29 protein-coding genes and 2 tRNA genes are annotated in these 26,337 nt (G+C 63.2%); 18 read left to right on the plus strand and 13 right to left on the minus strand.

All coding sequences use genetic code 11. The annotated features are described in order from the left end of the window. The first annotated feature begins 26 nt into the window (after positions 1-26). Complete coding sequence (locus tag EN804_RS22690; RefSeq protein ID WP_135921432.1) at positions 27-917, plus strand: LysR family transcriptional regulator; 891 nt, start codon at positions 27-29, stop codon at positions 915-917. A gap of 4 nt (positions 918-921) precedes the next feature. On the opposite strand, the gene EN804_RS22695 is transcribed toward EN804_RS22690, so the two are convergent. After that, the gene (locus EN804_RS22695) at positions 922-2,325 is read right to left on the minus strand and encodes a PLP-dependent aminotransferase family protein (protein WP_135921433.1); all 1,404 of its coding nucleotides are present in this window, start codon (positions 2,323-2,325) and stop codon (positions 922-924) included. A gap of 106 nt (positions 2,326-2,431) precedes the next feature. Here EN804_RS22695 and EN804_RS22700 point away from each other — a divergent pair, with 106 nt between their 5' ends. Beyond that, the gene (locus EN804_RS22700; protein WP_135880560.1) at positions 2,432-3,322 is read left to right on the plus strand and encodes a DMT family transporter; all 891 of its coding nucleotides are present in this window, start codon (positions 2,432-2,434) and stop codon (positions 3,320-3,322) included. An 18-nt stretch (positions 3,323-3,340) separates the two neighbouring features. Here EN804_RS22700 and EN804_RS22705 read toward each other — a convergent pair whose 3' ends face one another. Next, positions 3,341-4,381: a zinc-dependent alcohol dehydrogenase family protein gene (locus EN804_RS22705; protein ID WP_135866787.1), complete on the minus strand. Its 1,041-nt coding sequence runs from the start codon at positions 4,379-4,381 to the stop codon at positions 3,341-3,343. 116 nt (positions 4,382-4,497) lie between these two features. Beyond that, positions 4,498-4,959: a helix-turn-helix domain-containing protein gene (locus tag EN804_RS22710; RefSeq protein WP_135921434.1), complete on the minus strand. Its 462-nt coding sequence runs from the start codon at positions 4,957-4,959 to the stop codon at positions 4,498-4,500. A 95-nt stretch (positions 4,960-5,054) separates the two neighbouring features. On the opposite strand from EN804_RS22710, the gene EN804_RS22715 reads away from it, so the two are divergent. After that, on the plus strand, positions 5,055-6,299 hold the full coding sequence (locus EN804_RS22715) for an MFS transporter (protein WP_135921435.1): 1,245 nt from the start codon (positions 5,055-5,057) through the stop codon (positions 6,297-6,299). Between the two features lie 2 nt (positions 6,300-6,301). Here EN804_RS22715 and maiA read toward each other — a convergent pair whose 3' ends face one another. Together maiA and EN804_RS22725 are read right to left on the minus strand one after the other, a co-directional pair. Further along, complete coding sequence (gene maiA / locus EN804_RS22720; protein ID WP_135921436.1) at positions 6,302-6,952, minus strand: maleylacetoacetate isomerase; 651 nt, start codon at positions 6,950-6,952, stop codon at positions 6,302-6,304. A gap of 10 nt (positions 6,953-6,962) precedes the next feature. Further along, entirely contained in the window at positions 6,963-7,661 is a 699-nt protein-coding gene (locus EN804_RS22725) for a fumarylacetoacetate hydrolase family protein (protein WP_135921437.1), read from the minus strand. Positions 7,662-7,882: 221 nt separating this feature from the next. Between EN804_RS22725 and EN804_RS22730 the strand changes: the two genes are divergently transcribed. After that, positions 7,883-8,566 (plus strand): response regulator transcription factor, encoded by a 684-nt coding sequence (locus EN804_RS22730; protein WP_127872682.1) that lies wholly within the window; start codon positions 7,883-7,885, stop codon positions 8,564-8,566. A gap of 15 nt (positions 8,567-8,581) precedes the next feature. Here the strand turns inward: EN804_RS22730 and EN804_RS22735 are convergent, their stop codons facing one another. Genes EN804_RS22735 through EN804_RS22745 form a run of 3 tightly spaced genes read right to left on the minus strand, consistent with a single transcriptional unit; the run spans position 8,582 to position 11,321 of the window. After that, a complete protein-coding gene (locus tag EN804_RS22735; protein WP_135921438.1) occupies positions 8,582-9,922 on the minus strand; it encodes a hybrid sensor histidine kinase/response regulator in 1,341 nt (446 codons plus the stop codon). A gap of 14 nt (positions 9,923-9,936) precedes the next feature. Then, positions 9,937-11,073, minus strand: coding sequence for an FIST signal transduction protein (locus tag EN804_RS22740; RefSeq protein WP_127872680.1), 1,137 nt, complete (start codon positions 11,071-11,073; stop codon positions 9,937-9,939). A 29-nt stretch (positions 11,074-11,102) separates the two neighbouring features. Beyond that, complete coding sequence (locus EN804_RS22745) at positions 11,103-11,321, minus strand: hypothetical protein (RefSeq protein WP_127872679.1); 219 nt, start codon at positions 11,319-11,321, stop codon at positions 11,103-11,105. Between the two features lie 62 nt (positions 11,322-11,383). On the opposite strand from EN804_RS22745, the gene EN804_RS22750 reads away from it, so the two are divergent. From EN804_RS22750 to EN804_RS22765, 4 genes are all read left to right on the plus strand, one after another. Next, positions 11,384-11,887, plus strand: a complete 504-nt coding sequence (locus EN804_RS22750; protein ID WP_135866804.1) for a (2Fe-2S)-binding protein — start codon at positions 11,384-11,386, stop codon at positions 11,885-11,887. A gap of 109 nt (positions 11,888-11,996) precedes the next feature. Further along, on the plus strand, positions 11,997-14,342 hold the full coding sequence (locus EN804_RS22755) for a xanthine dehydrogenase family protein molybdopterin-binding subunit (protein ID WP_135921439.1): 2,346 nt from the start codon (positions 11,997-11,999) through the stop codon (positions 14,340-14,342). A gap of 113 nt (positions 14,343-14,455) precedes the next feature. After that, entirely contained in the window at positions 14,456-15,253 is a 798-nt protein-coding gene (locus EN804_RS22760; protein ID WP_135921440.1) for a xanthine dehydrogenase family protein subunit M, read from the plus strand. Positions 15,254-15,516: 263 nt separating this feature from the next. Then, positions 15,517-16,542, plus strand: a complete 1,026-nt coding sequence (locus EN804_RS22765) for an acyltransferase (RefSeq protein WP_127872675.1) — start codon at positions 15,517-15,519, stop codon at positions 16,540-16,542. Positions 16,543-16,573: 31 nt separating this feature from the next. Here EN804_RS22765 and EN804_RS22770 read toward each other — a convergent pair whose 3' ends face one another. Continuing rightward, positions 16,574-17,062 carry a GNAT family N-acetyltransferase gene (locus EN804_RS22770; RefSeq protein ID WP_135921441.1) on the minus strand — a complete coding sequence of 163 codons (489 nt, stop codon included), beginning with the start codon at positions 17,060-17,062 and terminating at the stop codon, positions 16,574-16,576. Beyond that, a complete protein-coding gene (locus EN804_RS22775) occupies positions 17,059-17,817 on the minus strand; it encodes a copper homeostasis protein CutC (protein WP_246693467.1) in 759 nt (252 codons plus the stop codon). The genes EN804_RS22770 and EN804_RS22775 overlap by 4 nt, the downstream gene beginning before the upstream one ends. A 202-nt stretch (positions 17,818-18,019) precedes the next feature. Here EN804_RS22775 and EN804_RS22780 point away from each other — a divergent pair, with 202 nt between their 5' ends. Both EN804_RS22780 and EN804_RS22785 read left to right on the plus strand, forming a co-directional pair. Continuing rightward, positions 18,020-18,448: an SRPBCC domain-containing protein gene (locus tag EN804_RS22780; protein WP_127279182.1), complete on the plus strand. Its 429-nt coding sequence runs from the start codon at positions 18,020-18,022 to the stop codon at positions 18,446-18,448. Positions 18,449-18,553: 105 nt separating this feature from the next. Next, on the plus strand, positions 18,554-19,009 hold the full coding sequence (locus EN804_RS22785) for a carboxymuconolactone decarboxylase family protein (RefSeq protein ID WP_127872673.1): 456 nt from the start codon (positions 18,554-18,556) through the stop codon (positions 19,007-19,009). A 75-nt stretch (positions 19,010-19,084) separates the two neighbouring features. On the opposite strand, the gene EN804_RS22790 is transcribed toward EN804_RS22785, so the two are convergent. Next, positions 19,085-19,516 carry a cupin domain-containing protein gene (locus EN804_RS22790; protein WP_135921443.1) on the minus strand — a complete coding sequence of 144 codons (432 nt, stop codon included), beginning with the start codon at positions 19,514-19,516 and terminating at the stop codon, positions 19,085-19,087. 343 nt (positions 19,517-19,859) lie between these two features. On the opposite strand from EN804_RS22790, the gene EN804_RS22795 reads away from it, so the two are divergent. The 3 genes from EN804_RS22795 to EN804_RS22805 all read left to right on the plus strand — a co-directional run bounded on the left by EN804_RS22795 (position 19,860) and on the right by EN804_RS22805 (position 21,209). After that, a complete protein-coding gene (locus tag EN804_RS22795; protein WP_135921444.1) occupies positions 19,860-20,342 on the plus strand; it encodes an Hsp20 family protein in 483 nt (160 codons plus the stop codon). Positions 20,343-20,410: 68 nt separating this feature from the next. Beyond that, complete coding sequence (locus EN804_RS22800; RefSeq protein ID WP_135915760.1) at positions 20,411-20,863, plus strand: hypothetical protein; 453 nt, start codon at positions 20,411-20,413, stop codon at positions 20,861-20,863. 46 nt (positions 20,864-20,909) lie between these two features. Continuing rightward, complete coding sequence (locus EN804_RS22805) at positions 20,910-21,209, plus strand: DUF982 domain-containing protein (RefSeq protein WP_127872729.1); 300 nt, start codon at positions 20,910-20,912, stop codon at positions 21,207-21,209. Between the two features lie 310 nt (positions 21,210-21,519). Here EN804_RS22805 and EN804_RS22815 read toward each other — a convergent pair. Continuing rightward, positions 21,520-21,594 (minus strand) — tRNA-Asn (locus tag EN804_RS22815). Between the two features lie 222 nt (positions 21,595-21,816). On the opposite strand from EN804_RS22815, the gene EN804_RS22820 reads away from it, so the two are divergent. Further along, on the plus strand, positions 21,817-22,077 hold the full coding sequence (locus EN804_RS22820; protein ID WP_127872671.1) for a hypothetical protein: 261 nt from the start codon (positions 21,817-21,819) through the stop codon (positions 22,075-22,077). A 41-nt stretch (positions 22,078-22,118) separates the two neighbouring features. On the opposite strand, the gene EN804_RS37295 is transcribed toward EN804_RS22820, so the two are convergent. After that, entirely contained in the window at positions 22,119-22,292 is a 174-nt protein-coding gene (locus EN804_RS37295) for a hypothetical protein (protein WP_189524552.1), read from the minus strand. Between the two features lie 287 nt (positions 22,293-22,579). Between EN804_RS37295 and EN804_RS22825 the strand changes: the two genes are divergently transcribed. The 4 genes from EN804_RS22825 to EN804_RS22840 all read left to right on the plus strand — a co-directional run bounded on the left by EN804_RS22825 (position 22,580) and on the right by EN804_RS22840 (position 26,071). Next, a tRNA-Cys gene (locus tag EN804_RS22825) sits at positions 22,580-22,653 on the plus strand. Positions 22,654-22,743: 90 nt separating this feature from the next. After that, positions 22,744-23,412, plus strand: a complete 669-nt coding sequence (locus tag EN804_RS22830) for a protein-L-isoaspartate O-methyltransferase (RefSeq protein ID WP_135921445.1) — start codon at positions 22,744-22,746, stop codon at positions 23,410-23,412. 181 nt (positions 23,413-23,593) lie between these two features. Further along, positions 23,594-24,979, plus strand: a complete 1,386-nt coding sequence (locus EN804_RS22835; protein ID WP_127278529.1) for a TolC family outer membrane protein — start codon at positions 23,594-23,596, stop codon at positions 24,977-24,979. 255 nt (positions 24,980-25,234) lie between these two features. Next, a complete protein-coding gene (locus EN804_RS22840) occupies positions 25,235-26,071 on the plus strand; it encodes a PopZ family protein (protein ID WP_127872669.1) in 837 nt (278 codons plus the stop codon). The last annotated feature ends 266 nt before the right edge of the window (positions 26,072-26,337 follow it).

Raw genomic sequence — 26,337 nt, forward strand, 5'->3', positions numbered from 1 at the left:
GCCGTATCATATGCTATGATCGATCCATGACATCGCCCGATCTCAATCTCCTCTTTGCCCTCGACGTCCTGCTGGCCGAAGGCAGCGTGGCGCGCGCGGCGCACCGCCTGCGGCTCAGCCCCTCGGCGATGAGCCGGACGCTGGCGCGGCTGCGCGAGGCAACGGGCGATCCTCTGCTGGTGCGCGCCGGGCGCGGCCTGGTGGCGACGCCGCGTGCGGAGGAATTGCGGCGACAGGTCGGCCGTGTCGTCCAAGACGCGGAGGTGCTCCTGCGCCCGACCGAGTTGCTTGATCCCCGGAGCCTGGACCGGATCTTCACATTGCGCACCAACGAAAGCTTTGTCGAGGAGTTCGGGCCTCGCCTCGTCGCCCGCACCGAGGCCGATGCGCCAGGGGTGCGGCTGCGTTTCGCACCGAAGTCCGACAAGGATGCGATGTCGCTGCGCGAAGCGGCGATCGACCTGGAAATCGGCGTTGCCGGCGAGACCGGACCCGAGGTGCGCATCCAGGCCCTGTTTCGCGACCGCTTTGTCGGTGCCGTGCGGGCCGGCCATCCCCTGGCCGAGGGCAAGGTGACGCCCGAGCGTTATGCGGCTGGCCGGCACATCAGCGTCTCGCGACGCGGCCGCGAGAAGGGACCGATCGACGAGGCCCTGGGCATGATTGGCTTGCAGCGGAGGGTCGTGTGCATGGTCTCAGGTTTTTCGGCGGCACTTGCCATGGCCCGGGCCTCGGATCTGATTGCCAGCGTGCCCGAGCGGCATACGGCAGGAGCGCGCGCCGGCATGCATAGTTTTGCGCTGCCGGTCGCTACCGTGGACGTCACTATCTCCATGCTCTGGCATCCGCGTCTCGATGCCGACCCGGCGCAACGCTGGCTGCGGGACTGCGTGCGGGAAGTCTGTGCGGGTCGCTGACCGATCAGCGCGCCATCGCCGTTTCGAGCACTTTGAAAATCCGCTCGTCCGCGCATTGGGCAACGTTGAAGCGCAGGAAGCGGCTGGCTGACTGCGACAGGCTGAACGCATTGCCGGGTGCCAGAACGATGTTGTCGGCGAGCGCGCGGCGGGCGACGTCGGCCGCGTCCACCCCGTCCGGCAGGCCGCACCACAGGAACAGCCCGGCCGGTTGGTCGATCCACGGCGTGATGCCGATCGCCTTCAGCCGGGCGCTGGTCTCGCCCATGGCACGCGAGAGGCGCGCGCGCAGCAAATCCATGTGCTTGCGGTAGCTGCCGTCCTTCAGCAACGTCAGCACAAGTTCGGCCGCCAGCCGTCCGCCGCCGAAAGTCGTGGCGATCTTGAGGTCGGCCAGGCCCTCGATCCAGTCGCGGGGGGCGGCGATGAAGCCGCAGCGGACCGACGCCGACAGCGTCTTGGAGAAACTGCCGATCAGGACAACGCGGCTAAGGCCGTCGAACGCCGCCAGCCTGGGGGCAGGGGCATGTTCGAAATCGGCGAAGATGTCGTCCTCGACGATGGTCAGGCCCGACTGGTCGGCCAGTTTGAGCAGACGATGGGCCGTCACCGGAGACAGGATCGCCCCCGTCGGATTGTGAATGGCGGAGTTGGTGATGTAGAGGCGCGGCCGGTGTTCGGCGAGCGCCTGGGCGAACAGCTCGATATCAGGCCCCGATTGCGTGTAGGGGACGCTGACGACCTTGGCGCGATGGGCACGCAGCAAAGCGTGGAAATTGAAATAGCAGGGATCGTCGACCAGCACGGTGTCGCCGGGCTCGATCAGGAACCGGCAGAGCAGGTCGATGGCCTGGGTGCCCGATTCCGTCAGCATGATCTGTTCGGGCGAAGCTTCGATGCCGTGCCCGGCCAGGCGCCGCGCCAGCAATTGCCGCAGCGGCGGCAGCCCGAGCGGCGTGCCGTAGTCGGCAAGCGCGACATCGTCGGCACGCGCGACCGTGCGCAATGCCCTGCGGAGCCCGGCCTGTGGCATCCATGAAGCCGGCAGCCAGCCGCAGCCGGGTTTCAGGACTTCCTCGCCAGCCTCCAGCGACTGGCGCGAAACCCAGAGCGGATCGACGGCACGATCGAGCCGGGGGCCGATCTCGGCCAAAGACAGCGGCGCCAGCGAGCCGGCGGCATAAAAACCGGAACCCGGCCGGGAGCGGATCGCGCCTTCGGCGGCGAGCCGCTCATAGGCTTCGACGACGGTGGATTTGGATACCTGCATGGACTTCGCGAAGGCACGGATAGACGGTAACCGGGTTCCCGGTGTCAGGCTGCGCGCGGCGATCCGCTGACGGATGGTCGCCATCACACTCTCCACAAGGGTGCGTGCGCCGTCGGGTTCCAAAGCAAGGTCTGTCATCCGTACTGCTCAATTCGTCATTACAGTTTCGTCGAATTGTACCCCATTGTCTCTGGCCGCGCCACGGTTGTTCGCACCATAGAGGGCGAAAGCAATGGAGCCTGCAATGGACAAGACGGCGAGCGGCTGGGTGAACGGATTTATCGGCGTGCTGATCTTCAGCGGCTCGTTGCCAGCGACGCGCGTGGCGGTGATGGATCTCGATCCGATATTCCTGACATCGGCCCGCGCGGTCATAGCCGGCCTGCTTGGTCTCGCCCTTCTGCTTGTGTTCCGCGAGAAGCGCCCCGGGCGTCATGACTTGCTGTCGCTCATCATCGTTGCGCTTGGCGTGGTCGTCGGCTTCCCCTTGCTGACGGCGCTGGCGCTGAAGCATGTCACTTCGGCCCATTCCATCATCTTCGTCGGCCTGCTGCCGCTGGCGACCGCGATCTTCGGCGTGTTGCGTGGCGGTGAACGGCCAAGGCCGGCCTTCTGGCTGTTCTCATGCCTGGGCAGTGCGCTGGTGGCGGGCTTCGCGCTTGCGCAAGGCGTGACGGCTTCGCCAGTCGGCGATGGGCTGATGCTTGCGGCCATCATCGCGTGCGGCCTTGGCTACGCCGAGGGGGCAGCATTGTCGCGCAAGCTCGGTGGCTGGCAAGTGATCTGCTGGGCGCTGGTGCTGTCCCTGCCGGTCATGCTGGTGCTGACTTCTGCGACCCTGCCGTCGTCCTTCGCCAGCGTTGGCTCCAATGCCTGGATCGGTCTTGGCTATGTCTCGCTGTTCAGCATGCTGATCGGCTTCGTCTTCTGGTATCGCGGCCTGGCGCAAGGCGGCATTGCAGCAGTGGGGCAGTTGCAGCTGCTGCAGCCGTTTTTCGGGCTCGCATTAGCGGCGATGCTGCTGCGTGAACAGGTCAGTCCGATGATGATCGTCGTCACGCTCGGCGTGGTGACATGTGTGTTCGGCGCGAAGAAATTCGCCAAGCAGGATTTGCCGCGGCGTGCGGCTGCATAGTGATGATGCCGACCCTCGCTAGAACTTCGTCACCACGCCAATGCCGATGCCCTCGAAACCGCCCATCGCCATCAAGGCCGCGGGCGCCTCGTCGAGGCTGATCTTCTTGCCGACCAGCAGTTCGGGCTTCAGCTTGCCGTGGCGGATCATCTCCATCATCGCGGGGTAGCGATAGGCCTGCATGCCGTGGCTGCCGAGGATTTCGAGCTCGAAGGCGATCACCTTGTCCATCGGCACCTGGGGGCGGGCGTGCTCGCCCAGCATCAGGCCGACCTGCACGTGACGTCCACGCCGGCGCAGGTTGGCTATCGAGTTGAAGGACGTCGTGGGGTGACCGAGCGCGTCCATCGACATGTGGGCGCCGCCATTGGTGATCTGCTTGACGGCCTTGACGACGTTCGGCGTCGTGGACGCGTTGATGGTGGCCACGGCGCCGATCTTTTTGGCGAAGTCCAGTTTCTCGTCGGTGAGGTCGATGGCGATGACATTGGCGCCCATCGAGCTGGCGATCATGATCGCCGACAGGCCGACGCCGCCGCAGCCATGCACCGCCACCCACTCGCCCGGCGTCACCCGGCCCTGGTCGACGATGGCGCGAAAAGAGGTGACGAAGCGGCAGCCGAGGCTGGCGGCGGTGGCGAATTCCATTTCGTCGGGAAGGCGCACCAGATTGGTGTCGGCGTGCTCGATAGCGACATATTCGGCGAACGAGCCCCAGCCGGTGAAGCCAGGCTGTGTCTGATGCTCGCAGACCTGGTGATTGCCGGAATTGCATTCGAAGCAGCGGCCGCAGCCGACGGCGAACGGCACGGTGACGCGCTCGCCCGCCTTCCAGCGGGTGACCTGTTTGCCGGCCGCCACAACCACGCCGGCCAGTTCATGTCCCGGCACGTGCGGTAGCGTGATGCCGTCATCATGGCCCATCCAGCCATGCCAGTCGCTGCGGCACAGCCCGGTCGCCTCGACCTTGATGACGACGCCATCGGCAGCCGGCTTCGGATCGGGCACGGTCTGGATCGTCGGCGCTTCGCCGAATTTTTCGAAGACGACGGCTTTCATCGGTCACTCCACCCTTGAGACGGCATGCGTCACCGGAAAGATAGCCGATTCCTTGTCCGGTCAAGCGGAAATCGATTCCACCAGGATGGCCGCTCCGCCGAACCAAGGAACGACGTTTACCTGTTTTCCTGGTTGCGGAAATCGGCAAGCCTGGTGTCGCCGGGGGCTAGCAGACGACCGTCTTCGGCATGCACTTCAAGGCGCTTTATCGGCCTGCCGCTCTCGGTATCCACCATGAATGTGTAGGGCTCGCCGGGGCCGGAGAAATAGGTCTCGCCCCATTGGCGCAAGGCGACCAGCACGTAGAACAGGCCGCGTCCTTTTTGCGTCAGCACATATTCATGGTGCGCGCTGCCGTCGGGCGCAGGAACTATTTCCAGGATGCCGTGTGTGACCAGATTGCGCAGCCGCGCCGACAGGATGTTCTTGGCGACGCCGAGGCTCTTCTGAAACTCGCCGAAGCGCCGCAATCCGTCGAACGCGTCGCGCACGATGAGCAGCGACCACCAGTCGCCAATCGCGTCGAGCGGTCGTGCGATCAGGCAGTCCGCACTCTGGTGGCTCGTTCGTTTCACCATGGCAATGGTCCAGATCGGTCATTTTGGTTGCAACATAAAACTGTTCTGTCTATCCAGCAAGCGGTTTCAATTTGAAACCTTTTGCGGAGAGCGACATGAATATAGAGGTGATGAACGGCGCCGCGACGAAGGCGGAGCGAACCGAGGAGCGCAAGCAGGTGACGCCGGCGTCATCGCCGGGATTGTCCGGGATGACCACGCTGATTTTCGCCGTTGCCTGCGGCCTGAGCGTCGCTAATGTCTATTTCGCCCATCCGCTGCTCGACGCCATGGCCCATGATTTCGCCATTGCGCCGGCCTCGATCGGCATCGTGGTGATGGTCACCCAGATCGGCTATGCGCTCGGCCTGTTGTTCATCGTGCCGCTTGGCGACCTGTTCGATCGCCGCAAGCTGATTGCGGGGCAGGCGGTGCTTTCGGCGGTGGCGCTGATAGCCGTCGGGGTCGCGCCGAACGCGGCGATGCTGCTGGCGAGTCTCGCCGTTGTCGGACTGCTTGCCGTGGTGGTGCAGGTGCTGGTGGCCTACGCGGCCGATCTCGCCGCGCCATCGCAACGGGGGCGGGCGGTCGGCACCGTCACCAGCGGCGTCATAACAGGGATCCTGCTTGCCCGCTTCGTCGCCGGCGTCGTCGCCGATTTCGCCGGCTGGCGCTGGGTCTATGTCGTCTCGGCCGCGCTCACCCTATTCATGGCGGTGCTTCTCTACCTCATCCTGCCGCGCCATGAGGCGGAGAGGCCAAGCACATCCTATCCGCGCCTGCTGGCCTCGGTGGTGCTCTTGTTCGTGAAGGAGCCACTGCTGCGTGTGCGCGCGGTTCTCGCCCTGCTGATTTTCGCCAGCTTCAACGTGCTGTGGGCGCCGCTGGTGCTGCCGCTCAGCGCGCCACCGTTCTCGCTGTCGCACACCGCAATCGGACTTTTCGGGCTCGCCGGCGTCGCCGGCGCGCTGGGGGCGCGATGGACCGGTGGCCTGGTGGATCGGGGACGCGGGCAACTGGTCACCGGGCTCAGCCTGCTGCTGATGACAGCGGCTTGGTTGCCGATCGCCTTCATGGGCATGTCGCTGTGGCTACTGGTCGCCGGCATCGTCATGCTGGATCTGGCGATCCAGGCCACACACGTCACCAACCAGAGCCTGATCTTCGCGCGTCGACCGGATGCCCGCAGCCGGCTGGTCGGTGGCTACATGATCTTCTATTCGCTCGGCAGCGCGCTGGGCTCGATCGTCTCGACCATGGCCTATGGCGTGGCCGGCTGGAGCGGTGTCTCGCTGCTCGGCGTTGGCATCGGCTTGCTAGCGCTGCTGTTCTGGGCGCTGACGCTGCGCGTCGGCCGGTGAATTTACTCGGCGTCGATCTGATTCTGGGGCGCGGCTTTCTGGAAGGCGGGTAGCGCCATGCAGGCGGCGTTGATGCGCGAAATCGTCGGGTAGGGCGTCATATCGACGCCAAAACGGGCGTTGCTGGTGACCTGGGCGACAAGGCAGATGTCTGCCAGCCCCGGCGTGTCGCCATGACAGAATGTGCCGGTTTCGGGCGAAGCCGTCAGCAATGTCTCGAGTGGGCCAAAACCTTCATTGACCCAATGCCGGAACCAGTTGGCGACATCCTGGTCGCCGGCGCCGAACAGGGTGCGCAGCGAAGTCAGCACGCGCAGATTGTTCACCGGATGGATGTCGCAGGCGATCATCTGCGCCAGCATCCTGACCCGCGCCCGGCCAAGCGGGTCTTTTGGCAGCAGCGGTGGTTCCGGCGTGGTCTCGTCGAGGAATTCGATGATCGCCAGCGACTGCGTCAGCAGCGTGCCGTCGTTGCAGATCAGCGCGGGGACCAACCCTTGAGGGTTGACCGCGAGATAGGCCGCTTCCAGATGCTCGCCATGGCGCAGGTGATGCGGCACATAGTCATAGCTCAGCCCCTTCATCTCCAGCGCGATCCGCACCCGATAGGAGGTGGAAGAGCGATAGTAGTTGTGCAGGACCATATTGCTCATGACTTTTCACTCATGACCGCGGCTGGCCGATGGTCACGTCGATCGTGCCGATGCCCTCGACCCCGCCTGATATCGTCTCGCCCGGCTTGACCGCGCCGACCCCGGCGGGCGTACCGGTGAAGATAAGGTCGCCCGCCTGCAATTCCACGCCTTCGCTGCAGATCGAAACGATGTCCGATATCGGCCAGATCAGTTCGGCAAGGTCGGCATCCTGTTTCACCGCGCCGTCGACGGCGAGCCAGATACGCCCCTTCGCCGGGTGCCCGGCTTTTTGTACCGGGACCAGCGGGCCGCAAGGCGCGGAACGGTCGAATGCCTTCGACCAGTCCCAGGGCCGCGCAGCCTTCTTGGCGACGTCCTGGAGATCGCGGCGGGTGAGGTCGATGCCGACGGCATAACCCCAGACATGATTCAGTGCCTTGTCGCGGGATATGCGAAAGCCTGATGTACCGATCGCCACCACCAGTTCGATCTCGAAGTGGAGGTTTTGCGTCAGCGGCGGGTAGGGGATTTCAGTGCCGGAATCGACCACCGCGTCGGCCGGTTTGGTGAAGAAGAAGGGCGGATCACGCTCGTCATTGCCGAATTCGCGCGCATGCGCCGCGTAATTGCGGCCAACGCAGAAAATACGCCGCACGGCAAAGCGTTCGCTGGAGCCGGCAATGGCGACGGAAGGCGTTGGCGGCACGGCAAGGACAAAGGCGGTCATGGCGATCTCTGAGTTTGATGACGGCACATTCGGCCGATTTCGGGGGTCGGGCAAGGCGTCGCTTTTCATAAAGCACGGGCTTTGCCGCGGCTGGATAAAGAATTCAGGCTTCCCATCATTTTTTGCAGCGATGAATCCCGTCAACAGGCGATAGACTATTTGCCAATAATCCGGCCACAGTCAGGAGACTATGGTGTGCCCGGTAAACCGGAACGAGCCCTATGACAGCCCCTACCGATCGTGCCCGGTTCCTCATCATCGACGACCATCCGCTGTTTCGCGAGGCGCTGCACAGTGCCGTGCAGATGGCTTATCCCGAGGTCGATACGGTCGAGGCACGGTCGATTGCCGAGGCGCTGGATCTGTTGGCCGACGCCAAGCCTTTCGACCTTGCGCTTCTCGACCTCAGCATGCCCGACGTGCACGGCTTCGAGGGGCTCCTGCAGCTCAGGACCCGCTATCCGCGCCTGCCTGTGGTGATCGTATCGGGTCATGAGGAGCCGAGGATCATTTCAGAGGCCTTGTCCTATGGTGCCGCCGGCTTCATCCCGAAATCGGCGCGCAAGAGCGATCTCGCCGCCGCCATCCGCTCGGTGATGGACGGCGCCGTCTATGTACCGGAGAATTACGAAGGCCAGCCGCCGGATCCCGACAGCACCGACCGCGCCGACATGGTGCAGCGGCTTTCCAAGCTGACGCCGCAGCAATTGCGCGTGCTGCAGATGCTGCGCCAGGGCCTGCTCAACAAGCAGATCGCCTACGAGCTGCAGGTCGGCGAGACGACGGTGAAGGCGCATGTGTCGGAGATATTGCGCAAGCTCAACGTCTATAGCCGCACGCAAGCGGTGATCGAGGTGTCGAAGCTGGACAATGCGGAGCTGTTTCGGGATCAGGCCGGATTTTGAGCCATTAACTGTCCCCTAAGCCAGCAAATGCGCCAGCAGCGCGCGCAGTTGCGCGGGCTTCACTGGCTTGCGCATCAACTCGATGCCGCCGGCGCGGGCGGCCTTGGCGACGCCTTCGGAACTGTCGGCGGTGACGATCAACGCCGGCACGGCGCGGCTGAGATAGTCGCGGACCTCCGATATTGTCGCGGTGCCGAGATCGCCGCCGTCGAGATGCTGGTCGGCGATGACGATATCAGGCACCCAGTCGGTATCGCCAAGCAGGTCAAGCGCATCGTCGGTCGAGGTCGCGGCGCGTACCAGGCACTGCCAGCGCTCAAGCAGGAAGGTCATGGCTTCCAGCACCTCGGCATCGTTTTCGACCAGCAGCACCTTGGTGCCGAACAGGCCGTAGCCGCGCGGCCGCTCCAGGCTGGCGGCACTGGCGATGGCGTCGGCGGGGGCGCCGATGCCGACGGGGACATCGATGTGGAAGATGGTGCCGCGGCCGACCCTGGATGAAAACGTCACGGGGTGGCCGAGCGCGCCTGCCATGCGGCGCACGATGGCCAGCCCGAGGCCAAGACCGCCGCCGTCGAGTTCGGCACTGGCCGGCGAGGTGCCGCGATGGAATTCCTCGAACACCGCTTCGCGCTGATCCTCCGGAATGCCGCAGCCGGTGTCGGCGACATCGATGCGGATGGTGTCGCCGCGATGGCGTGTGCCGACAAGGACGCCGCCCGAGCGTGTATAACCCAGCGCGTTGGAGAGAATGTTCTGCAGGATACGGCGCAGCAGCGTCCTGTCCGAGCGAGCAACCGCATTGACCGGTCGGAATTTCAGCGACAGCCCCTTCAACTGCGCCACAGGCTCGAAATCCGAACGCAGCGACGAGAACAACGCCTCCAGGCTGACGTCGCCAATGTCGGGCTGGACCACGCCCGCGTCGAGCTTGGAAATGTCTAGCAAGGTGCGCAGCAGGTCTTCCATGGTTTCCAGCGAGCGCTCGACCTGCCGCACCAGCTTTTTTCCCTCCTCGCTGGTCTGCACCTCGGCAAGCGCCGAGACGGAGAGGTGGGCGGCGTTCAGCGGCTGCAGCACGTCGTGGCTGGCGGCGGCGAGAAATCTCGTCTTGGACAGGTTCGCCAGTTCGGCGTTTTCCTTGGCGGCGCTGAGGTCGATGTTCGACTGCTCCAGCCTGCGCAAGGTCGAATGCAGTTCCTCGGTGCGCGTACGCACCCGGTTTTCCAGCGAGATCGCGGTCTGGAACAGCGAAAAGGCGTTGCCTTGCTGGTCCATCGAGCGCTCGACGCGGCTGACCAGGGCGGCGTTGATCCTCTTCAGCCTGTCGAGATCGTTGATGTCCCTGAGCGGCATTTTGTTGCGCCGCCCTATTCAGCCGCTTGCCGGTCACCGAAAGCGATGCCGGTGAAAGTCTGGTTCAAGTGCATTGACCGGTACTGTTCGCCATAGGTGCCGAAGCCGACGACATTGTTGACCCGGTAGAGCTCCGAAATATCGCGAAAGACCTGCCGGTTGCGTGCGTCCAGCCGGCGCAGCACGCAGTCGAAGCCAAGGATCATATCGATACCGCCCAGCCTTTCCTCGACCTCGCGCAATGCCGCTCGTGTCGATTCCACCATGTCCTTGGGTTGGGCGATCGACAGCACCACACCGTCGTCGATGGCGCAGAAGAACGACAGCGAGCCATCCGCGTGCATCCTCTGGATCGAGCGGCAGTAATATTCGCCGCCCACCTTCACCACCACGGGATGCGAGGCGAAGCTCAGCGGTGTCAGGGTCTGCGGCAGGATGCCGACCGAAGCGGCATATTCCTCGGCCGCATTGGTGGCGTTGAACTCCCGCACGATGCGGTGATCCGGATCGGACGCGGTCACCACCAGCTTTTCGTCGGTGGGAACGAAGTTGTCGGTCTTGAAGACGTGGAACGGAATTTCCGTGGCGACCAGCACGATGATGGCGCTGTCCGAAGCGACCCTGCCGTTCGAGATCAGACGCGTCGTCTCGAATTTCAAATCGTCGCCGGCCGAGCCGCCGAGCAGCGGTATGTCGTCAAGACCCCAGTGGATGGCCGAACTCACCGCTTCCTCGGCATAGGACAGCCCGTCGATGAAGCAGAGCGCGAAGGTGTTCCTGGTCTGCTCGCCGCCGAGCCGGGCGCGCAGCGTGCGCCTCAGGGCCTCGACCTCTTCGGTGATCCTGTCCATGCCCGAAGTCGACAAATTGTCGACCATGGTGCTGACCGCCGTGAAGGATGCCGAGGGCAGCAGCATCGCCAGCATATGGCCTTCCTCGAGCCCCTGCGGCGTAATCTCGCCGGCGGTCGAACAACCGGCGTGGTGGAGCCCCGGCGCGTGGACCGAGAGTGCCCGCGACAGGGCCCCGGCCTCGACAAGGCTCTGGGAAAAGAACACGAGGGCGAAGCCGGCATCGATGGCGGCGGCCTCGGCGGCTACCGCGCGTGCGAAATCATCCGGGTCGGGCTCGTCCGTGGTCAGCGCCGACAAGCCGCATGCATAGCGCGTCCGTGAACCTGTCAGCGGCGTTCTCCCGCATTTCCTCCGACGCCTTCTTGTGCGCTGCTTTTCGAGTGCTTCTTGTGCGCGGCGTCGAAGGCATTGTTGCCGCCACGAGGCGTTTTGGCAATGGGGCCACAGGAATGCGCTTCGGTGCCCTGGCCATGATCGAAAGTACAATGATCCGCCTTTTCCGTCGTGCTGTTTTTTGTGCATTGTGCAGTGTACGAATAACGCATGGCCGAAGTGCCAACGGCTCGTCGGCAGCGTGATGACCAAGGTTGACACCCAGGGAGGGGCTATGTCGGACGTTTCGTTGATGGTGAACGGCAAGCGGGTTGGCGGTGTCGTCGAGGATCGAACGCTGCTCGTCCATTTCCTGCGGGAGAATCTCGGCCTGACCGGCACCCATGTCGGTTGCGACACCTCGCAGTGCGGATCCTGCGTCGTCCATGTCGACGGCAAGGCGGTCAAGTCCTGCACGATGCTCGCGGTCCAGGCGTCCGGGTCGACAGTGGTCACGATCGAAGGTCTCGCCAACGGCGCCGACCTGCATCCCGTCCAGGCCGCCTTCAAGGAATATCACGGCCTGCAATGCGGCTTTTGCACGCCAGGCATGATCATGGCTGCAACCGACATGATCAACCGCCATCCCGAAGGCCTCGACGAGGCGACGGTGCGGGCAGAACTCGAAGGCAACATCTGCCGCTGCACCGGCTACCACAACATCGTGAAGGCGATCCTGGCCGCATCGAAGACGATGTCGAAGAGCGCCGCGAAGGGCAAGGCGAAACAGGCAGCTTAGGCAATAGGCAATAGGCAATAGTGAGTAGGGCAAACATCGATATGACCACGAGCCCTTCCACTACTGCCTAACCCCTACTGCTTATCCCCTAAATTCGGGAGGAATTTCCATGGGCATCGAAGGTGTTGGCGCTCGGGTCGCGCGCAAGGAAGACAAAAGGTTCATCACCGGCGCCGGCCGCTATGTCGACGACATGGTGGTGCCCGGCATGAAGCATGCGGCCTTCGTGCGCAGCCCGCACGCCCATGCGCAGATCAAGAAGATCGATGTGAGAACGGCTCAGGGCATGCCGGGCGTCATCGGCGTCTTGACCGGCAAGGAACTCAAGGCCGACGGTATCGGCAACCTCATCTGCGGCTGGATGATCCATTCCAAGGACGGTTCGCCGATGAAGATGGGCGCTTGGTCGCCGCTGGCCGTCGACAAAGTCCGTTATGTCGGCGATGCCGTCGTCATCGTCGTGGCCGAGACCAAGGGCCAGGCACGCGATGCCGCCGAGGCGGTCGAAATCACCTACAAGGAACTTAAGGCGGTCGTCGATGCCACAAAGGCACTCGAAAAGGGCGCGCCCCAGGTTCATGCCGAAGCCGAGAACAACCTGATCTTCGACTGGGAGATCGGCGACGGCAAGGCGACCGATGCCGCCATCAAGGCGGCAGCGCACGTCACCCGCATGAAGATCGTCAACAACCGGCTGGTGCCCAACGCCATGGAGCCACGCGCCGCACTTGGCCATTACGACAAGGCCGAGGATCATTACACCTGCTGGACGACATCGCAGAACCCGCATGTCGCGCGACTGGTGATGAGTGCTTTCTACAATGTCGCGCCCGAAAACAAGCTGCGGGTGATCGCGCCGGACGTCGGCGGCGGCTTCGGCTCCAAGATCTATATCTACCCGGAAGAGATCGTCTGCCTGTGGGCCTCGAAGAAGACCGGCGTGCCAGTCAAATGGGTCGCCGATCGCACGGAGAGCTTCCTCACCGACGCCCATGGCCGCGACCACGTCTCGACGGTGGAGATGGCTTTCGACAAGAACAACAGGATCACCGGGCTGAAGGTCGATACGATCGCCAATCTCGGCGCCTACATGTCGCTGTTCTCGTCCTGCGTGCCGACCTATCTCTACGCCACGCTCTTGTCGGGCCAGTATGACATCCCGGCCATCCACGCCAATGTGCGCACCGTCTACACCAACACGGCACCCGTCGATGCCTATCGCGGGGCAGGGCGGCCGGAAGCCACCTATCTGCTGGAACGCACCATGGAGGCCTCGGCACGCGAACTCGGCGTGTCTCCCGCGGACCTCAGGCGCAAGAACTTCATCACGACGTTTCCGCACCAGACACCGGTGATCATGAACTACGACGCCGGCGACTATGCGACCTCGCTCGACGCGGCGATGAAGACCGCCGACTATGCCGGCTTTGCCGCGCGCAAGGCGGATGCGGCTGGGAAGGGCAAGCTGCGCGGCATTGGCATGAGCTGCTATATCGAGGCCTGCGGCATCGCGCCGTCGGCGGCGGTCGGCTCGCTTGGCGCCGGTGTCGGCCTGTGGGAATCGGCTGAAGTGCGTGTGAACGCCGTCGGCACGATCGAGGTGCTGACGGGCTCGCACAGTCATGGCCAGGGCCATGAGACGACATTCGCGCAACTGGTCAATCAGCGCTTTGGGGTGCCGATCGACTCGGTTTCGATCGTCCATGGCGACACCGACAAGGTGCAGATGGGCATGGGCACCTACGGTTCGCGTTCGGGCGCGGTCGGCATGTCGGCAATTGCCAAGGCGCTCGACAAGGTGGAGGCCAAGGCCAAGAAGATCGCGGCCCATCTGCTCGAAGCCGACGAGGGCGATATCGTCATCGAGAATGGCGAGGTCAAGGTGGCCGGGACCGACAAGAGCCTGCCGTGGTTCCAGGTGGCCTTGGCTGCCTATACCGCGCATAATCTGCCCGCCGGCATGGAGCCAGGACTGAAGGAAACGGCGTTCTACGATCCGGCGAACTTCACCTTCCCGGCGGGCTGCTACATCTGCGAGGTCGAGATCGATCCGGAAACCGGAACGACGGAGATCGTCCAGTTCGTGGCGGCGGACGATTTCGGCAACATCATCAATCCGATGATCGTCGAGGGCCAGGTGCATGGCGGTATCGCCCAGGGCGTGGGGCAGGCGCTGCTGGAGGGCGCTCACTACGACGCCAGCGGCCAGCTGCTGACGGCAAGTTATATGGATTACACCATGCCGCGTGCCGGCGACCTGCCGTCGTTCAAGGTCTCGACGTCGAACACGCCGTGTCCGAGCAACCCGCTCGGCATCAAGGGCTGCGGCGAGGCCGGTGCCATCGGCTCGCCGCCGGCGGTGATCAATGCCATCACCGATGCCATCGGCATCGCCGACATCGCCATGCCGGCCACGCCGTCGACCGTGTGGGCCGCGATCCGCGCCGCGAAATGAGTGAGTGGGGAGTAGTGAGTAGCGAATAGGGCACCGTATCCAGCTCCGGCGGCGACGTTCCCACTACTGACTACTCACTGCTACTACTGCCTGACCACTTAGGGGAGGATCCCATGTACGCAGTCAACTATCACCGTGCCGCCTCGGTCACTGAAGCCGCCAAGCTCGTGAAGAATGGGGACGCCAAGCTGCTGTCGGGCGGCATGACGTTGATCCCCGCCATGAAGACGCGGCTGGCGGCCCCTTCCGATCTGGTCGACCTGTCACGCATCAAGGAGCTGCAAGGCGTCAAGGTGTCAGGCAAGACGGTCACGATCGGCGCGGCCACGACCCACTACGATGTCGCCAATGACGAGAAGCTGCGCAAGGCCTGCCCGGCGCTTGCCCATTTGGCGTCGCTGATCGGCGACCCGGCGGTTCGCCACAAGGGCACGATCGGCGGCTCGATCGCCAACAATGACCCGGCGGCGGACTATCCGGCGGCGCTGCTTGCGCTGGGCGCCACCATCATCACCAACAAGCGCGAGATATCAGCCGACAAGTTCTTCAAGGGGTTGTTCGAAACCGCCTTGAAGGATGGCGAGATCGTCACGGCGGTCTCCTTCACCTCTCCGGCAAAGGCCGCGTACGAAAAATTCCGCAACCCGGCCTCGCGCTACGCGATCGTCGGCGTGTTCGTGGCCAAGGGCAAGGATGGCGTCCGGGTTGCCGTCACCGGCGCCGGCGACGACGGCGTCTTCCGCTCGAAGGAGATCGAGGCGGCACTCGCCAAGAGCTTCGATGCCGCTTCGCTCAATGGCGTGAAAGTGCCGGCGAAGACCTTGATGAGCGACATCCACGCTTCATCAGACTACCGCGCCAATCTGATCGCGGTCATGGCCAAGCGCGCCGTGGCGGCAGCCAACGCCTGACGCAAGATCGATTGCGGGACAAAAAGGGCCTGTAGCGGCCCCTCTTTCTTTCCTGGCACGTGTAGCTGCCTAGCCCCCGGCGCCGCGTCCCATCCTCTGCTTGAAGCAATTGCGGCCCATGCTTGCTTGGGAATCGCATTGGCGACAATCTCGCACTTGCACAAATTCATATTGCACTGCAGTATGGGTTGGGGCGGGAATGCGAGCCGGGTTCGGAATCCATACCGCCGTGCCCTTTCGCATGCCAATGCGAAGGGATCGGCATGTCCGAAATTTCCGCGACCCATTTGGTTCCGTCCCGAACGATCGCCGACCGATCGGCGGCCAGGACAAGACTGGCCTATCTCGATGGCTGGCGCGGCCTGTCGATCGCCCTGGTGCTGATCGGGCATTTTCTCCCCGTTCCCGGCATCAATCTGGGCGTGCTGGGTGTCGAATTCTTTTTCGTGCTCAGCGGCCGGCTGATGGCCGAAATCCTGTTCATCGAACGCTATCCACTGAAGAAATTCTTCAAACGCCGCTTCTCGCGCATCTATCCGGCGCTTCTGGTCTTTGTCGTCCTCGCCATGGTCGCGCTCTCCGGCACCTTCATCGCCTTCAAATGGAAGGCGGCCCTGACGGCGCTGACATTCAGCTACAACTATGCCGGAATTCTCCTGAACCGGGCCGGCGCACTCGACCACATCTGGTCGCTCTGCGTCGAGGAGCATGCCTACATTATCCTGGCGGCGATCAGCGCAATCGTTGCCAGCCGAAGCCGTGTCGTGCCGCTGCTGCTGGTCTTGGCTGCGCTGGCCATGGCCAATGGCGCGGCTTCCTACTGGTTCCTGCACATGGACTATGAAACCACATACTGGCGCACCGACGTGCACATCGCCTCGATCCTGCTGTCGGCCGCGATCTGCCTGCTCAAGGCCGACGGCAAGCTCCCGTCCTTGCTGAAGGGACCCTATGTCGCCGTTGCGGCGGCTGCCGGCGCGGTCTTCCTGTTCATGGACGCCGTGCCGACACCGATCCACTACCTGGTCGCGGTGCCGTTGCTGGCGATTGCCGTCAACGCGCTGGATTTCAGCACGAGGTTCTTGTCGGGATGGCTGTCATCCTTGCCGATGACGACACTGGGCCTGTGGTCGTATTCGCTCTATCTGTGGCAGCAGCCCTTCTACAAATTCGTCTACGATCAGGGCACCAACCCATGGCCGATGCTGGCCGGCGTCTTTGCCTGCGCGCTCTGCAGCTACTACCTCATCGAGCGCCCGGCGCGTGAATGGCTCAACCGCAATTGGTGAGTGAGCGCCGCCGATGGCGAGCGCCACCGGATCAGGCGGCGATCCGCCTGACGTAATAACGCACCGCTTTCTTGCCGCCGTGGATCACCGCGTCGCCGACTTCGGCGAAGCCGAGGGCGGCGTGGAAGGCGTCCGAAGCGGGGTTGGGCGGGTCGGAGTTGACCTCGCAGGTGACCAGCGTGTGGCCGGCGCTCTGCGCATGGTCGAACAGGTCCCGATAGAGCAGGCGAGCATGGCCGCGGCCTCTTGCATGCGCCGCCACGACGACGCGGTCGACATAGATGAAGTGTTCGTAGCGCTCGCGGAACCAGACGAAGTTCGGGCTGTCGTAGTTCGCATCCTGGTCGAAGGTCATGATGAAGGCTTCGAGATCACCGATGCGGCGCGCATAAAATGCCTCGCCGAGCAGGAAGGACAGCCGTTCGGCTTCGAGCCACGACAATTCGGCGGCGTGCTCGTTGTTGAGCGCCAGAATGGCGGACTCGTCGTCCTGCGCTATGCGATCTATCGGGGAGGTCATGCCTTGGCTGCCGTGATTGTCGCCGCCACCAGCGGTGTATCGGTCAGTGTGTTGCGATACTCGCGGTCGAGATCGGAGCCGCCCATGCCGACCTTGGGATTGCGGTAGCGCATGGCGCTCGGCACGTCCTTGAGGGCGGCGAAGTGCATTTCGGCCAGGCCGGTCTTTGCGCGCACCTCGGCGATGTTGCCGAGATCGAGCCCGCCACAGCCGAGGATGGTGATGCGCCCGCCGGCCTGACGCACCAACTCTTCCAGCAATAGCAAGCCCTCGATCGCGGTGTCGCGCTGGCCGCTGGTCAGCACACGGCCAACCTTGCAACGGATCAGCGTTTCCAGCGCCTCGGCCGGATCGCGCGTCATGTCGAAGGCGCGGTGGCAGGTGACGTTCAAGGCGCCGGCGGCCTCGGTCAATTCGCTCATGCGCTTCTCGTCGATGGTGCCATCGGCGTTCAGGCAGCCGAACACCACGCCGGGCACGCCGAGTTCGCTGAGTACGGCGACGTCGGCCAGCATCGAGCGGTATTCGGTCTCGCTGTAGAGAAAATCGCCGCCGCGCGGCCGGACCATGACGTGAAACGGCACGGTCGCCTGGTCGAGTGCGGCGCGCACCGTGCCGAAGCTGGGCGTGATGCCGCCCTCGACCAGGCTGGCGCAGAGTTCGACCCGGTCGGCGCCGGCGGCCTGCGCGGCGAGCAGGCCATCGATGCCTTCGACACAGATTTCGATCAGCGGCGGGCGAGTTTGCGTGGTCAAGGGGCGATCCAGTTCATCATGTTGTGGAGAGCCCTAGCACCACGACGGCTGACGCGAAAGCGTGAACCTACGCCGCCATTTGGACCAGATGGCAGATTCCATTCTTGACTGTTGCATAACCGCATGGTTATGAGTAATGTATAGCTGGCAGGTTATTGATTGCGCGTGCGTGGCGCGACGACAACAACGAGAGGAGCAAGGCATGACGGAAACCAAATCGATCGTCGTCGAAAGGCTGATCCCATATTCGGCGGAAAAGATATGGCGCGCACTGACCGTGCCAGCACTCGTCGGCGAATGGCTCATGCAGAATGACTTCGCGGCGCAAGAGGGGCATCGCTTCACATTCCGCGCGACGCCAGTTCCCGGATGGTCTGGCGTGACGAACTGCGTGGTGCTGAAAGTCGAGGTGCCGCGGCTGCTGGCCTACAGTTGGGGCGATGGGACGGAATCGGACAGTGGGTTGAAAACCGTGGTGACATGGTCACTGACGCCCGAGGGTGTGGCGACCCGGGTGCGAATGGAGCAGTCGGGATTCCGGCCGGCCGACGAGCGTGGCTATATCGGCATGGGAAGTGGCTGGCCGCGCATTCTCGAACGGCTCGAACAGGTTACCGCAAAACAGGCCTGATACGCGGCGGGCAGCCAACAGTTTTCATCAAGTTCGAAACCCTGGATGCGAGTCGTCCGGGCCGGGAAAACACGCCCGGAGAAACAATTCAAAAGGAGAACGACCATGCAAGCAAGGATCAAGAACCCGGTGATGCTCATCCCCGGTTCGGTGCAGGCGCTGCTGGCGCTGGACAAGTCGACCGAGGCGGCCGACGTGCCCTATGTGACGCGCAAGCTCATTCATCTGCGCGCCAGCCAGATCAACAACTGCAGCGTGTGCGTCGACATGCATGCGCGCGAACTGAAGAAGGCCGGAGAAAAGGACGAGCGCATCTTTGCGCTGGCGGCATGGCGCGAGACGCCGTATTTCACTGACGCCGAACGCGCGGCATTGGCGCTGGCCGAAGCCGGCACCAGACTGGCCGACCGGCCGGACGCGGTGCCGGACGATGTCTGGGACGAAGCGGCCCGCCATTATGATGAAAAGGCCCTTGCCGCGCTGGTCATCCAGATCGCGCTGATCAACGCCTTCAACAGGCTGAACGCAGCGACCCGGCAGCCGGTTGGCGCCTGGGGCTAAGCGCTGGGGCTGCCGCGAGGCGAGGGGCGGGCGGCGCATTGCCTTCCCGCCCTCGGGGCACCTGCAGCCTGGCGGCTACTGGCGCAATTCCGTATTCTTGGCGCCTTCCTCGACCTGATCGATCACCAGGAGCTTGACCGGCCCATCGCCAATGTTGGTGGCCTGGTGCCACTGCCCGATCATTTCGACGATGAAATCGCCGGTCTTGTAGGTGTTGCTGTTGCCGGTCTCGACATTGGTGACCTTCAGCGTTCCAGCCTGGACATAGGCGTAGCGCGGGAAGGGATGGCGATGGACCGGCAAGGTCGCGCCGGGCGCGATGTCATAGGTCGAGACCAGCACCTGCACGTTCTTCTGCGGCAGCGTGATCGGCTGCCCGGATGCCGTGGTGGTGCGTGATGCGAGCGGCGTCACCACGACCGGGGTTCCGCTGCTGTCCAGTGCATGAGCGCCGGTCGCGAACGATGCTGCCGTGAGCAGCAATGCTGTTGCCAGGATTTTCCGCATGATGTCCTCCCTTGACCGACGCATCTATCGCACGGCGGCGGCAGCGTGCAACGCCGCTCGTGACCAGAGGCAGAACCCGGCGCGAACTTGCACGGGCAGTTGATCCACCACCCGAGCCATATTCCTCACCCGCTTCCAACCCGAATGCTTTCACCGCAAAAGTCTGGCGCATGCCCGATCTTGAATGGCCGTGGTGCCGCTCCGAAAATTTTTTTGGGCGACCTCTTGAACAAAAAAACCGTGATTCCCAGATCGTTTTCCGTCGAGGCTTCGGCTCGACATACCGCGCCGCAGCAGCGCTGCGGCGACCCGTAAACCATGTTGCTTCACGGAGGATATGGCTATGAGAAGCTTTGATTATTCCCCTCTTTACCGCACCACCGTCGGCTTCGACCGGCTGTTCGACATGCTCGAAAACAGCGTCCGCTCCGACTGGCCTCCCTACAACATCGAGAAGAATGGCGACAACGACTATCGCATCACCATGGCCGTCGCCGGCTTCGGTCCTGACGAAGTGGACCTTGTGCAGAACGGCCCTGAATTGTCCGTAATCGGACAGAGGAAGTCTGATCAGCAAAATCTGGAAATCCTCCACCGCGGCCTGGCGATAGGCAACTTCAAGCAGGTGTTCAAACTTGCAGACCACGTCAAGGTCAAGGCGGCCAATATCCATAATGGCCTGCTGTCGGTGGACTTGGTCCGCGAAGTGCCCGAGGAACTCAAGCCTCGGCGCATCGAGATCCGCTCCGAAGCCAGAGCGGTTCCGCTTCAGGAGAGCGGCAGCAAGCAGTCCATGGATGCAGAGCTGCAACGCAAGGTCGCCTGATACTGGCAACCTCAGTCTGTGGTCCGCCTCCCGGCCTGGCCGGGAGGCACAGATCGCGGAGAATGGAGATGAGATACGAATCTGACTGTGTTCATGAATTCAGACTGACAGATCACGCAGAGGAATTCGCTGCCCTGCGTACGCCCGAGGACGTCCTGAACGAGGACATGACGGTCGGCGAGAAGAGGGCTTTGCTCGCCTTCTGGGCTTCAGACGCCAATGCGGTTCCTGACAATCCCACCCTACGCCAATTGGACAGCGGTGCCATTGCGCAAGTCAGCGAGATTCTTCTTGCGCTCCACACCCTGGACGAAATTGGCCGCAAGCCGCCGGCCAGGGCACCGTTTGACCGCAGTCCGTCTTCAGGCCGGCGTCGAAACAAAACGAGGCGTAGCTGGCTGCGATACCCCTGGCGGGATGACGATGACGATGATCCGCCGCCGGTTCCGGCCTATGCCGGTGTCCCGCCCAGATGTGGAGATGGCGGCATGTTCGCGGAGCCTGAGCATGCCGTTGCGTGAAAAGCTGAACCAGCAAACCAAATCGCTCAACCGAATGGAGGACCATATGGGCGACAGGACGTTCGATCGACCAGTGTTGGTTAGGAATGGTCAGTTCATTCAAGAAATAGGAAGTCTTGATCACGCATTCGATTTCCTGGACGAGTGGCCGCGGGAACGTCGGGGCCCGATTTTCGAGACGGCCTTCCGGGCTTGCCAGCGTGCTTACGACGGTCAGATACCCCTGTCGGTCGCGCGCGATGCCGTCGCTGGGTTCGCGAGATCCGTCAAGATCCTGCAGGAGCCGCTTGCTCCGCTCCCCTGGATGAGCGGCACCAAATCAGGCCGCGGTGGGGTAGCCGCCTAGCTGGGGCAACGGCAGCGGCCAGAAGTGTCGCTGTCACAGCCCGTCAAGGCGCTCCTCTTAGGCAATCGGCCTTTCCGGGGGTCCGACTGCAAGAAGATCAATCTCAGGCTCGTCTTCGCCGGCCAGACGTTGGCATCAAACAGGTCGAAGACCATATCTGGCTGGCGAGCTTCATGGACTACGATTTGGGATACTTCGATCATGAGACATGCAGGCTCGAACCACTCCAAAACCCCGTCGGGCCAAAAGTGTTACCCATGTCTCCGGTATAAACCGTAACCTATGTGTCCGGAACGGACCTTGGAAATGTTGGCTCCCCGGGCCGGATTCGAACCAGCGACCAACCGGTTAACAGCCGGTTGCTCTACCACTGAGCTACCGGGGAACGGAGGCTCTTTGAGCAAGTGGCGCAGCCTATAGCAAACCCGTTTCGGCTTTGCAAAGAAGCATTTCGCATTTTTCCGAGACTTTTTCGCGCAGCGGTTTCTCGCAATCGGCCTTGGCCGCCCTCATATTAGCCGTCTTGGCGACGGCACGGAACCGAAAGGGCGGTCGCGGCTTTTCGTAAAATGACATTATCGAGCCCCCAGACAGGCAGTTCTTCGCGATGACGGCAGCGGACGAAAACCGGATAGCAGCACGAAAGATCTCGGTTTTCGGCCGCGAATTCACCATGCCGCAGTCGCGCGGTCTCAGAATCACGATCGGTGTGCTTTTGACCATTGGCGGCATTCTCGGTTTCTTGCCGATCCTTGGGTTCTGGATGGTGCCGCTCGGACTGCTGGTGCTCTCCTACGAATTTGCCATGGTGCGCCGCCACCGGCGCCGCTTGGTCGTCTGGTGGGAGCGGCGACGCCGGCCGGATTGAGCGGCCGATACATCTGGCATGGCGGTGGTCTCCGAAGAGAATCAATTCTGGCGCTGTTTCTCCGTGCCAGGTTCCTCCAAATCCGGTTGCGTGCCTGCCTTCAAATCCTCGCTGATCTGCTTCAGGACCGCGGAAGCCGAGGCCAGACGCGCGCGGTCACGCGGTGAAAGCCTGCCTGTGCCTTCTATTCTCAGGCAGTCGATGGCGTAGCGCACCAAGTCCTCGCACCCCAGCAGCGGCACGTTTTCCGTTCCGTTCGTTTCGTCGTTCGGTTTGGCCAGGTCATGGCGCAGTCCTCCCGTTTCACAACGCAAGCCGGAGCGCGGAGATTCGCTCGATCATCCGCCATGCTTAACGGATTGCGAATGTGAGCGGGTGGCTATGACGGCGAACTGACAGGGCCGCAGCCGGCGCAGACGAAACCGTTCGGAATACGTCGTGGCCGCTTGACGGCTTTTTCGCCGCAACCTATTGGAACCGGGTGGAACGCCGGGAGCAACGAGGCCTCGTGGCGGAGTGGTTACGCAGAGGACTGCAAATCCTTGCACCCCGGTTCGATTCCGGGCGAGGCCTCCAATACCCGGACTCCCGCGCGTCAGCGCCGGAGCCTGAAGTTCCGGTCGACATGAACCGCGATTCTGACGCGGCAAGCAGATTGGTTGGGACATGAGCGCTGATTTCTCCGAACTTCGCGTCAAGATGGTCGATGGTCAGGTCCGCACCACCGACGTGACCAGCGCGCCGCTGCTCGACGCGTTGCTTTCCGTGCCCCGCGAGGTTTTCGTCGGCGATCGCCAGCGCGATCTCGCCTATATCGACGAGGACATCCGCATCGCAGACAGCGCCGATGGCTCGCGCTACCTGATGGAGGCTTCGCCGCTGGCCAAGCTGATGCAACTGGCCGAGATCAGCGTAACCGATTCGGCGCTCGATGTCGGCTGCGGCACCGGCTACGCTTCGGCGATCCTGTCGCGCCTGGCGAGGTCCGTCGTGGCGCTCGAAAGCGATTCGGCATTGGCGCAAACCGCCGCGTCGACCCTGTCCAGCCTGGGCTGCGGCAATGTGACCGTGGTCCAGGGCGCTCTGGCGCAAGGCCATGCGGCGAAGGCGCCGTACGATGTCATCTTCATCGGCGGCAGTGTCGCCAAAGTGCCGGCGTCGCTGCTCGACCGACTCGCCGAAGGCGGCCGCCTGGTTGCGGTCGAGGGTCAGGGCAATTCGGGCGTGGCGCGGCTTTTTTTCAAGGCGGGGGGGGTTGTAACCGGGAGAAGGGCATTTAATGCGGCAATTAAGCCACTACCCGGATTCGAACGTGAGCATGCTTTCGAATTCTGAATGATTTGGCCTTGCAGCAAAGGCTTTGTCATGGTCGCTTGCATTTGAACGATCGTTGCTGATCCCAGACTGGGGGCACTTTGGGCTGAGCAACAGGGAACATGAAACACGCCGTTCGGGCTGCTCAGGAAGAGAAGCTGGTGCGGCGCGGTTCCCATGGAAAACGAATGAGGGTTAAACCGTGCCGTCAGTACGCAAGTCACTTTTCACCGCCGTCCTTGTGTCGGCGACCGCGCTGTCCCCACTGGCTGCATCGGCCGAAACCATCACCGGTGCCCTTGCAAAAGCCTATCAGTACAATTCCACACTAAATTCATCGCGTGCCGGCGTGCGCGTGACCGACGAGAGCGTGGCCATAGCCAAGTCAGGCTGGCGCCCGACGATCACCGGCTCGGCCAACATCGACTATACGAACACGCGCCAGGCAAATGGCGGCGGCAATTCGAAGCTGACAAGCGGCAGCTACGGCATCCAGATCAACCAGTCGCTGTTCGACGGCTTTCAGACAAGGAACAATGTCGCGGCGGCCGAATCCCAGGTCAAGGCGTCCGTTGAAAGCCTGCGCAATACCGAGGAGAACACGCTGTTCAATGCGGCCATGGCCTATATGGACGTGATTCGCGACAGGCAGATCGCGGTGCTGACCGAACAGAACCTGCAGTTCCTGACCGAGCAGGCGCGCGCCGCGCGCTCGCGCTTCGAGGTCGGCGAAGGCACGCGCACCGACGTTGCGCAGGCCGATGCCTCGCGCGCTTCCGCGGTGGCAGCGCTGAGCGCTGCGCGCGCGCAGGCGCTGGCCAGCGCCGCGACCTATCACCAGGTGGTCGGTGACGAGCCCGGCAAGCTCAAGGCCGCTTCGCCATTGGGCAGGTTGTTGCCGTCGAGCCTCGACGCCGCGATCGCCATCGGATCGGCCGAACACCCGGCCATCCTTGCCACCCAGCATCTGGTCGATGCCGCTGCATTTTCGGTGAAATCGTCCGAGGGCGCGCTGTTGCCGCAGTTGTCGGCTTCGGCTGGCGTTTCGGAAAACTACCGCAACGCCATCCCCGACTTGTCAGGTTCCAACGGCAATTCGACGTCGGCCAATATCGGCGCGACGCTGACCATTCCGATCTATTCGGGCGGCCGAACCTCGGCGGTCGTGCGGCAGAACAAGGAATCGCTGGGGCAGGCGCGTATCCAGGTCGACGTCAGCCGCGACCAGGTGCGCCAGGCCGTCGCCACGGCATGGTCCCAATACACCGCCGCGCAACAAAGCGCGTCCGCCAACAAGCAGGTGATCGACGCCGCCCAACTGGCCCTGAACGGCGTCATCGAGGAGCGCAATGTCGGCCAGCGCACGACGCTCGACGTGCTCAATGCGCAAGCCGCCGTCATCACCGCCAAGATCAACCACGCTGGTTACGAACGCGATGTGGTGGTGGCAAGCTATGCCATCCTGTCGGCGATGGGCCGCCTGTCGGTCGACCGGCTTGGCTTGGCGGTGACGAAGTACAAGCCGGAGGAACACTACAACGCCGTCAAGGACAAGTGGATCGGCCTGCGCACGCCGGATGGCCGCTAGGCCCTTCGTTCGAACGGCGTTTCCGGGCTGAGTGGTTCGTACGGGAACACAGGATTGTCGTTGTCCTTCTGGTGGTTGCTAACGGGAACCGTCACACGGCTTTGGCGGAATCGCTCTAATCTGTTGAAATCCCACATGTCCCCAGATTGGGGATTCTCGTGCGGCGATCCGTCGGTTACGCTGTCGCCATGATTCGAATCCGGCTTTTGCCGGAGCGGAAACCTGCAACGGGTCACAAGGGCGGCGGATGTGACGATGGCAACGGCAAGCAGCGCACAGCGCGAACCCTCCATGGAAGAGATACTCGCTTCCATCAGGAGGATCATCGAAGACAGCGACAACGGCCGCAAGCAGCCCGGCGACGCCGATGAGTTGCAACAGGACCTGGAGCCCGCGCCGAGTGCTGTTCCAGCTGCGGATATCGATGCGTTCCGCGCCGAACTGCATGCCGTCCCAGAGGTCAGGAAGCCTGTCGCGATGGCGGAAATCCAGACGCCAGCCATACTGCCGGCGACAGCACGCACCGAAACGCCGCCACGTGCCGATCCGGCTGCGGGCAGGACGCCGACGACATTGGCTGAGGTCAGCGCCCGGGTTGCCGCCGAGCCGGCGCCTGCCGCCAGCCGCGACGCGCCGGCGGCTCCCGTCGAGGTTGCGACAAGTGAAGCCATCGTCGCCGATTGGCGTCGCGAGATCGCGGCGGTTGGCGAGCAAGCCAAGGCGATGCCGGAGCGGAGCATCCGCCCATCGCCCCAGCCGGATGTGTCGGCGAGCGAGTCGGCGGCGGAACCTGCGATCGAGCGGTCTTCGTCAAACGATGCTCCAACGGGCACGGCTCAGGCGCGCGCGGCGGTAAACGAAGCGCATGCGGTGCGTCCCGCAATTCTTTCCGAACACACTGGACGGCAGGTTGCAGCCGCCTTCGGCGAACTGTCCGACGCCTTTGCAAGCCGCAGCAAGAAGACATTCGACGAGATGGCCGAGGAAATGCTGCGGCCGATGCTGCAGGATTGGCTGGACAACAACCTGCCGACGCTGGTCGAAAGGCTGGTGCGCGAAGAGATCGAGCGCGTGGCACGCGGGGCGCAATAGCGTCTAGGCCTGAATTCCAGAAGAAACGCCGCCGTCGAGGCGGCGTTTTTCGTTGTGAAGAGGTCGGCCGTTGGTTGCCGAACTGGCGAAGGCGATCAAATTGCCATCGGGGTCGCTGACAATGAAGGCGCGGGAGCCCCGGGCTCGTTCGCAGCGATGCCTCGCGGCGAAGATGCGATCGCCGCGCGGCCTTCTGTTGAAATGAATAGGTCCGCGCCTATCTGCTTGTGACGATCCCAGGCTGCCCTCGCGGTTGACTTGGCCAA

It is taken from the genome of Mesorhizobium sp. M8A.F.Ca.ET.161.01.1.1, from assembly GCF_004792105.1.
GTDB lineage: Bacteria > Pseudomonadota > Alphaproteobacteria > Rhizobiales > Rhizobiaceae > Mesorhizobium.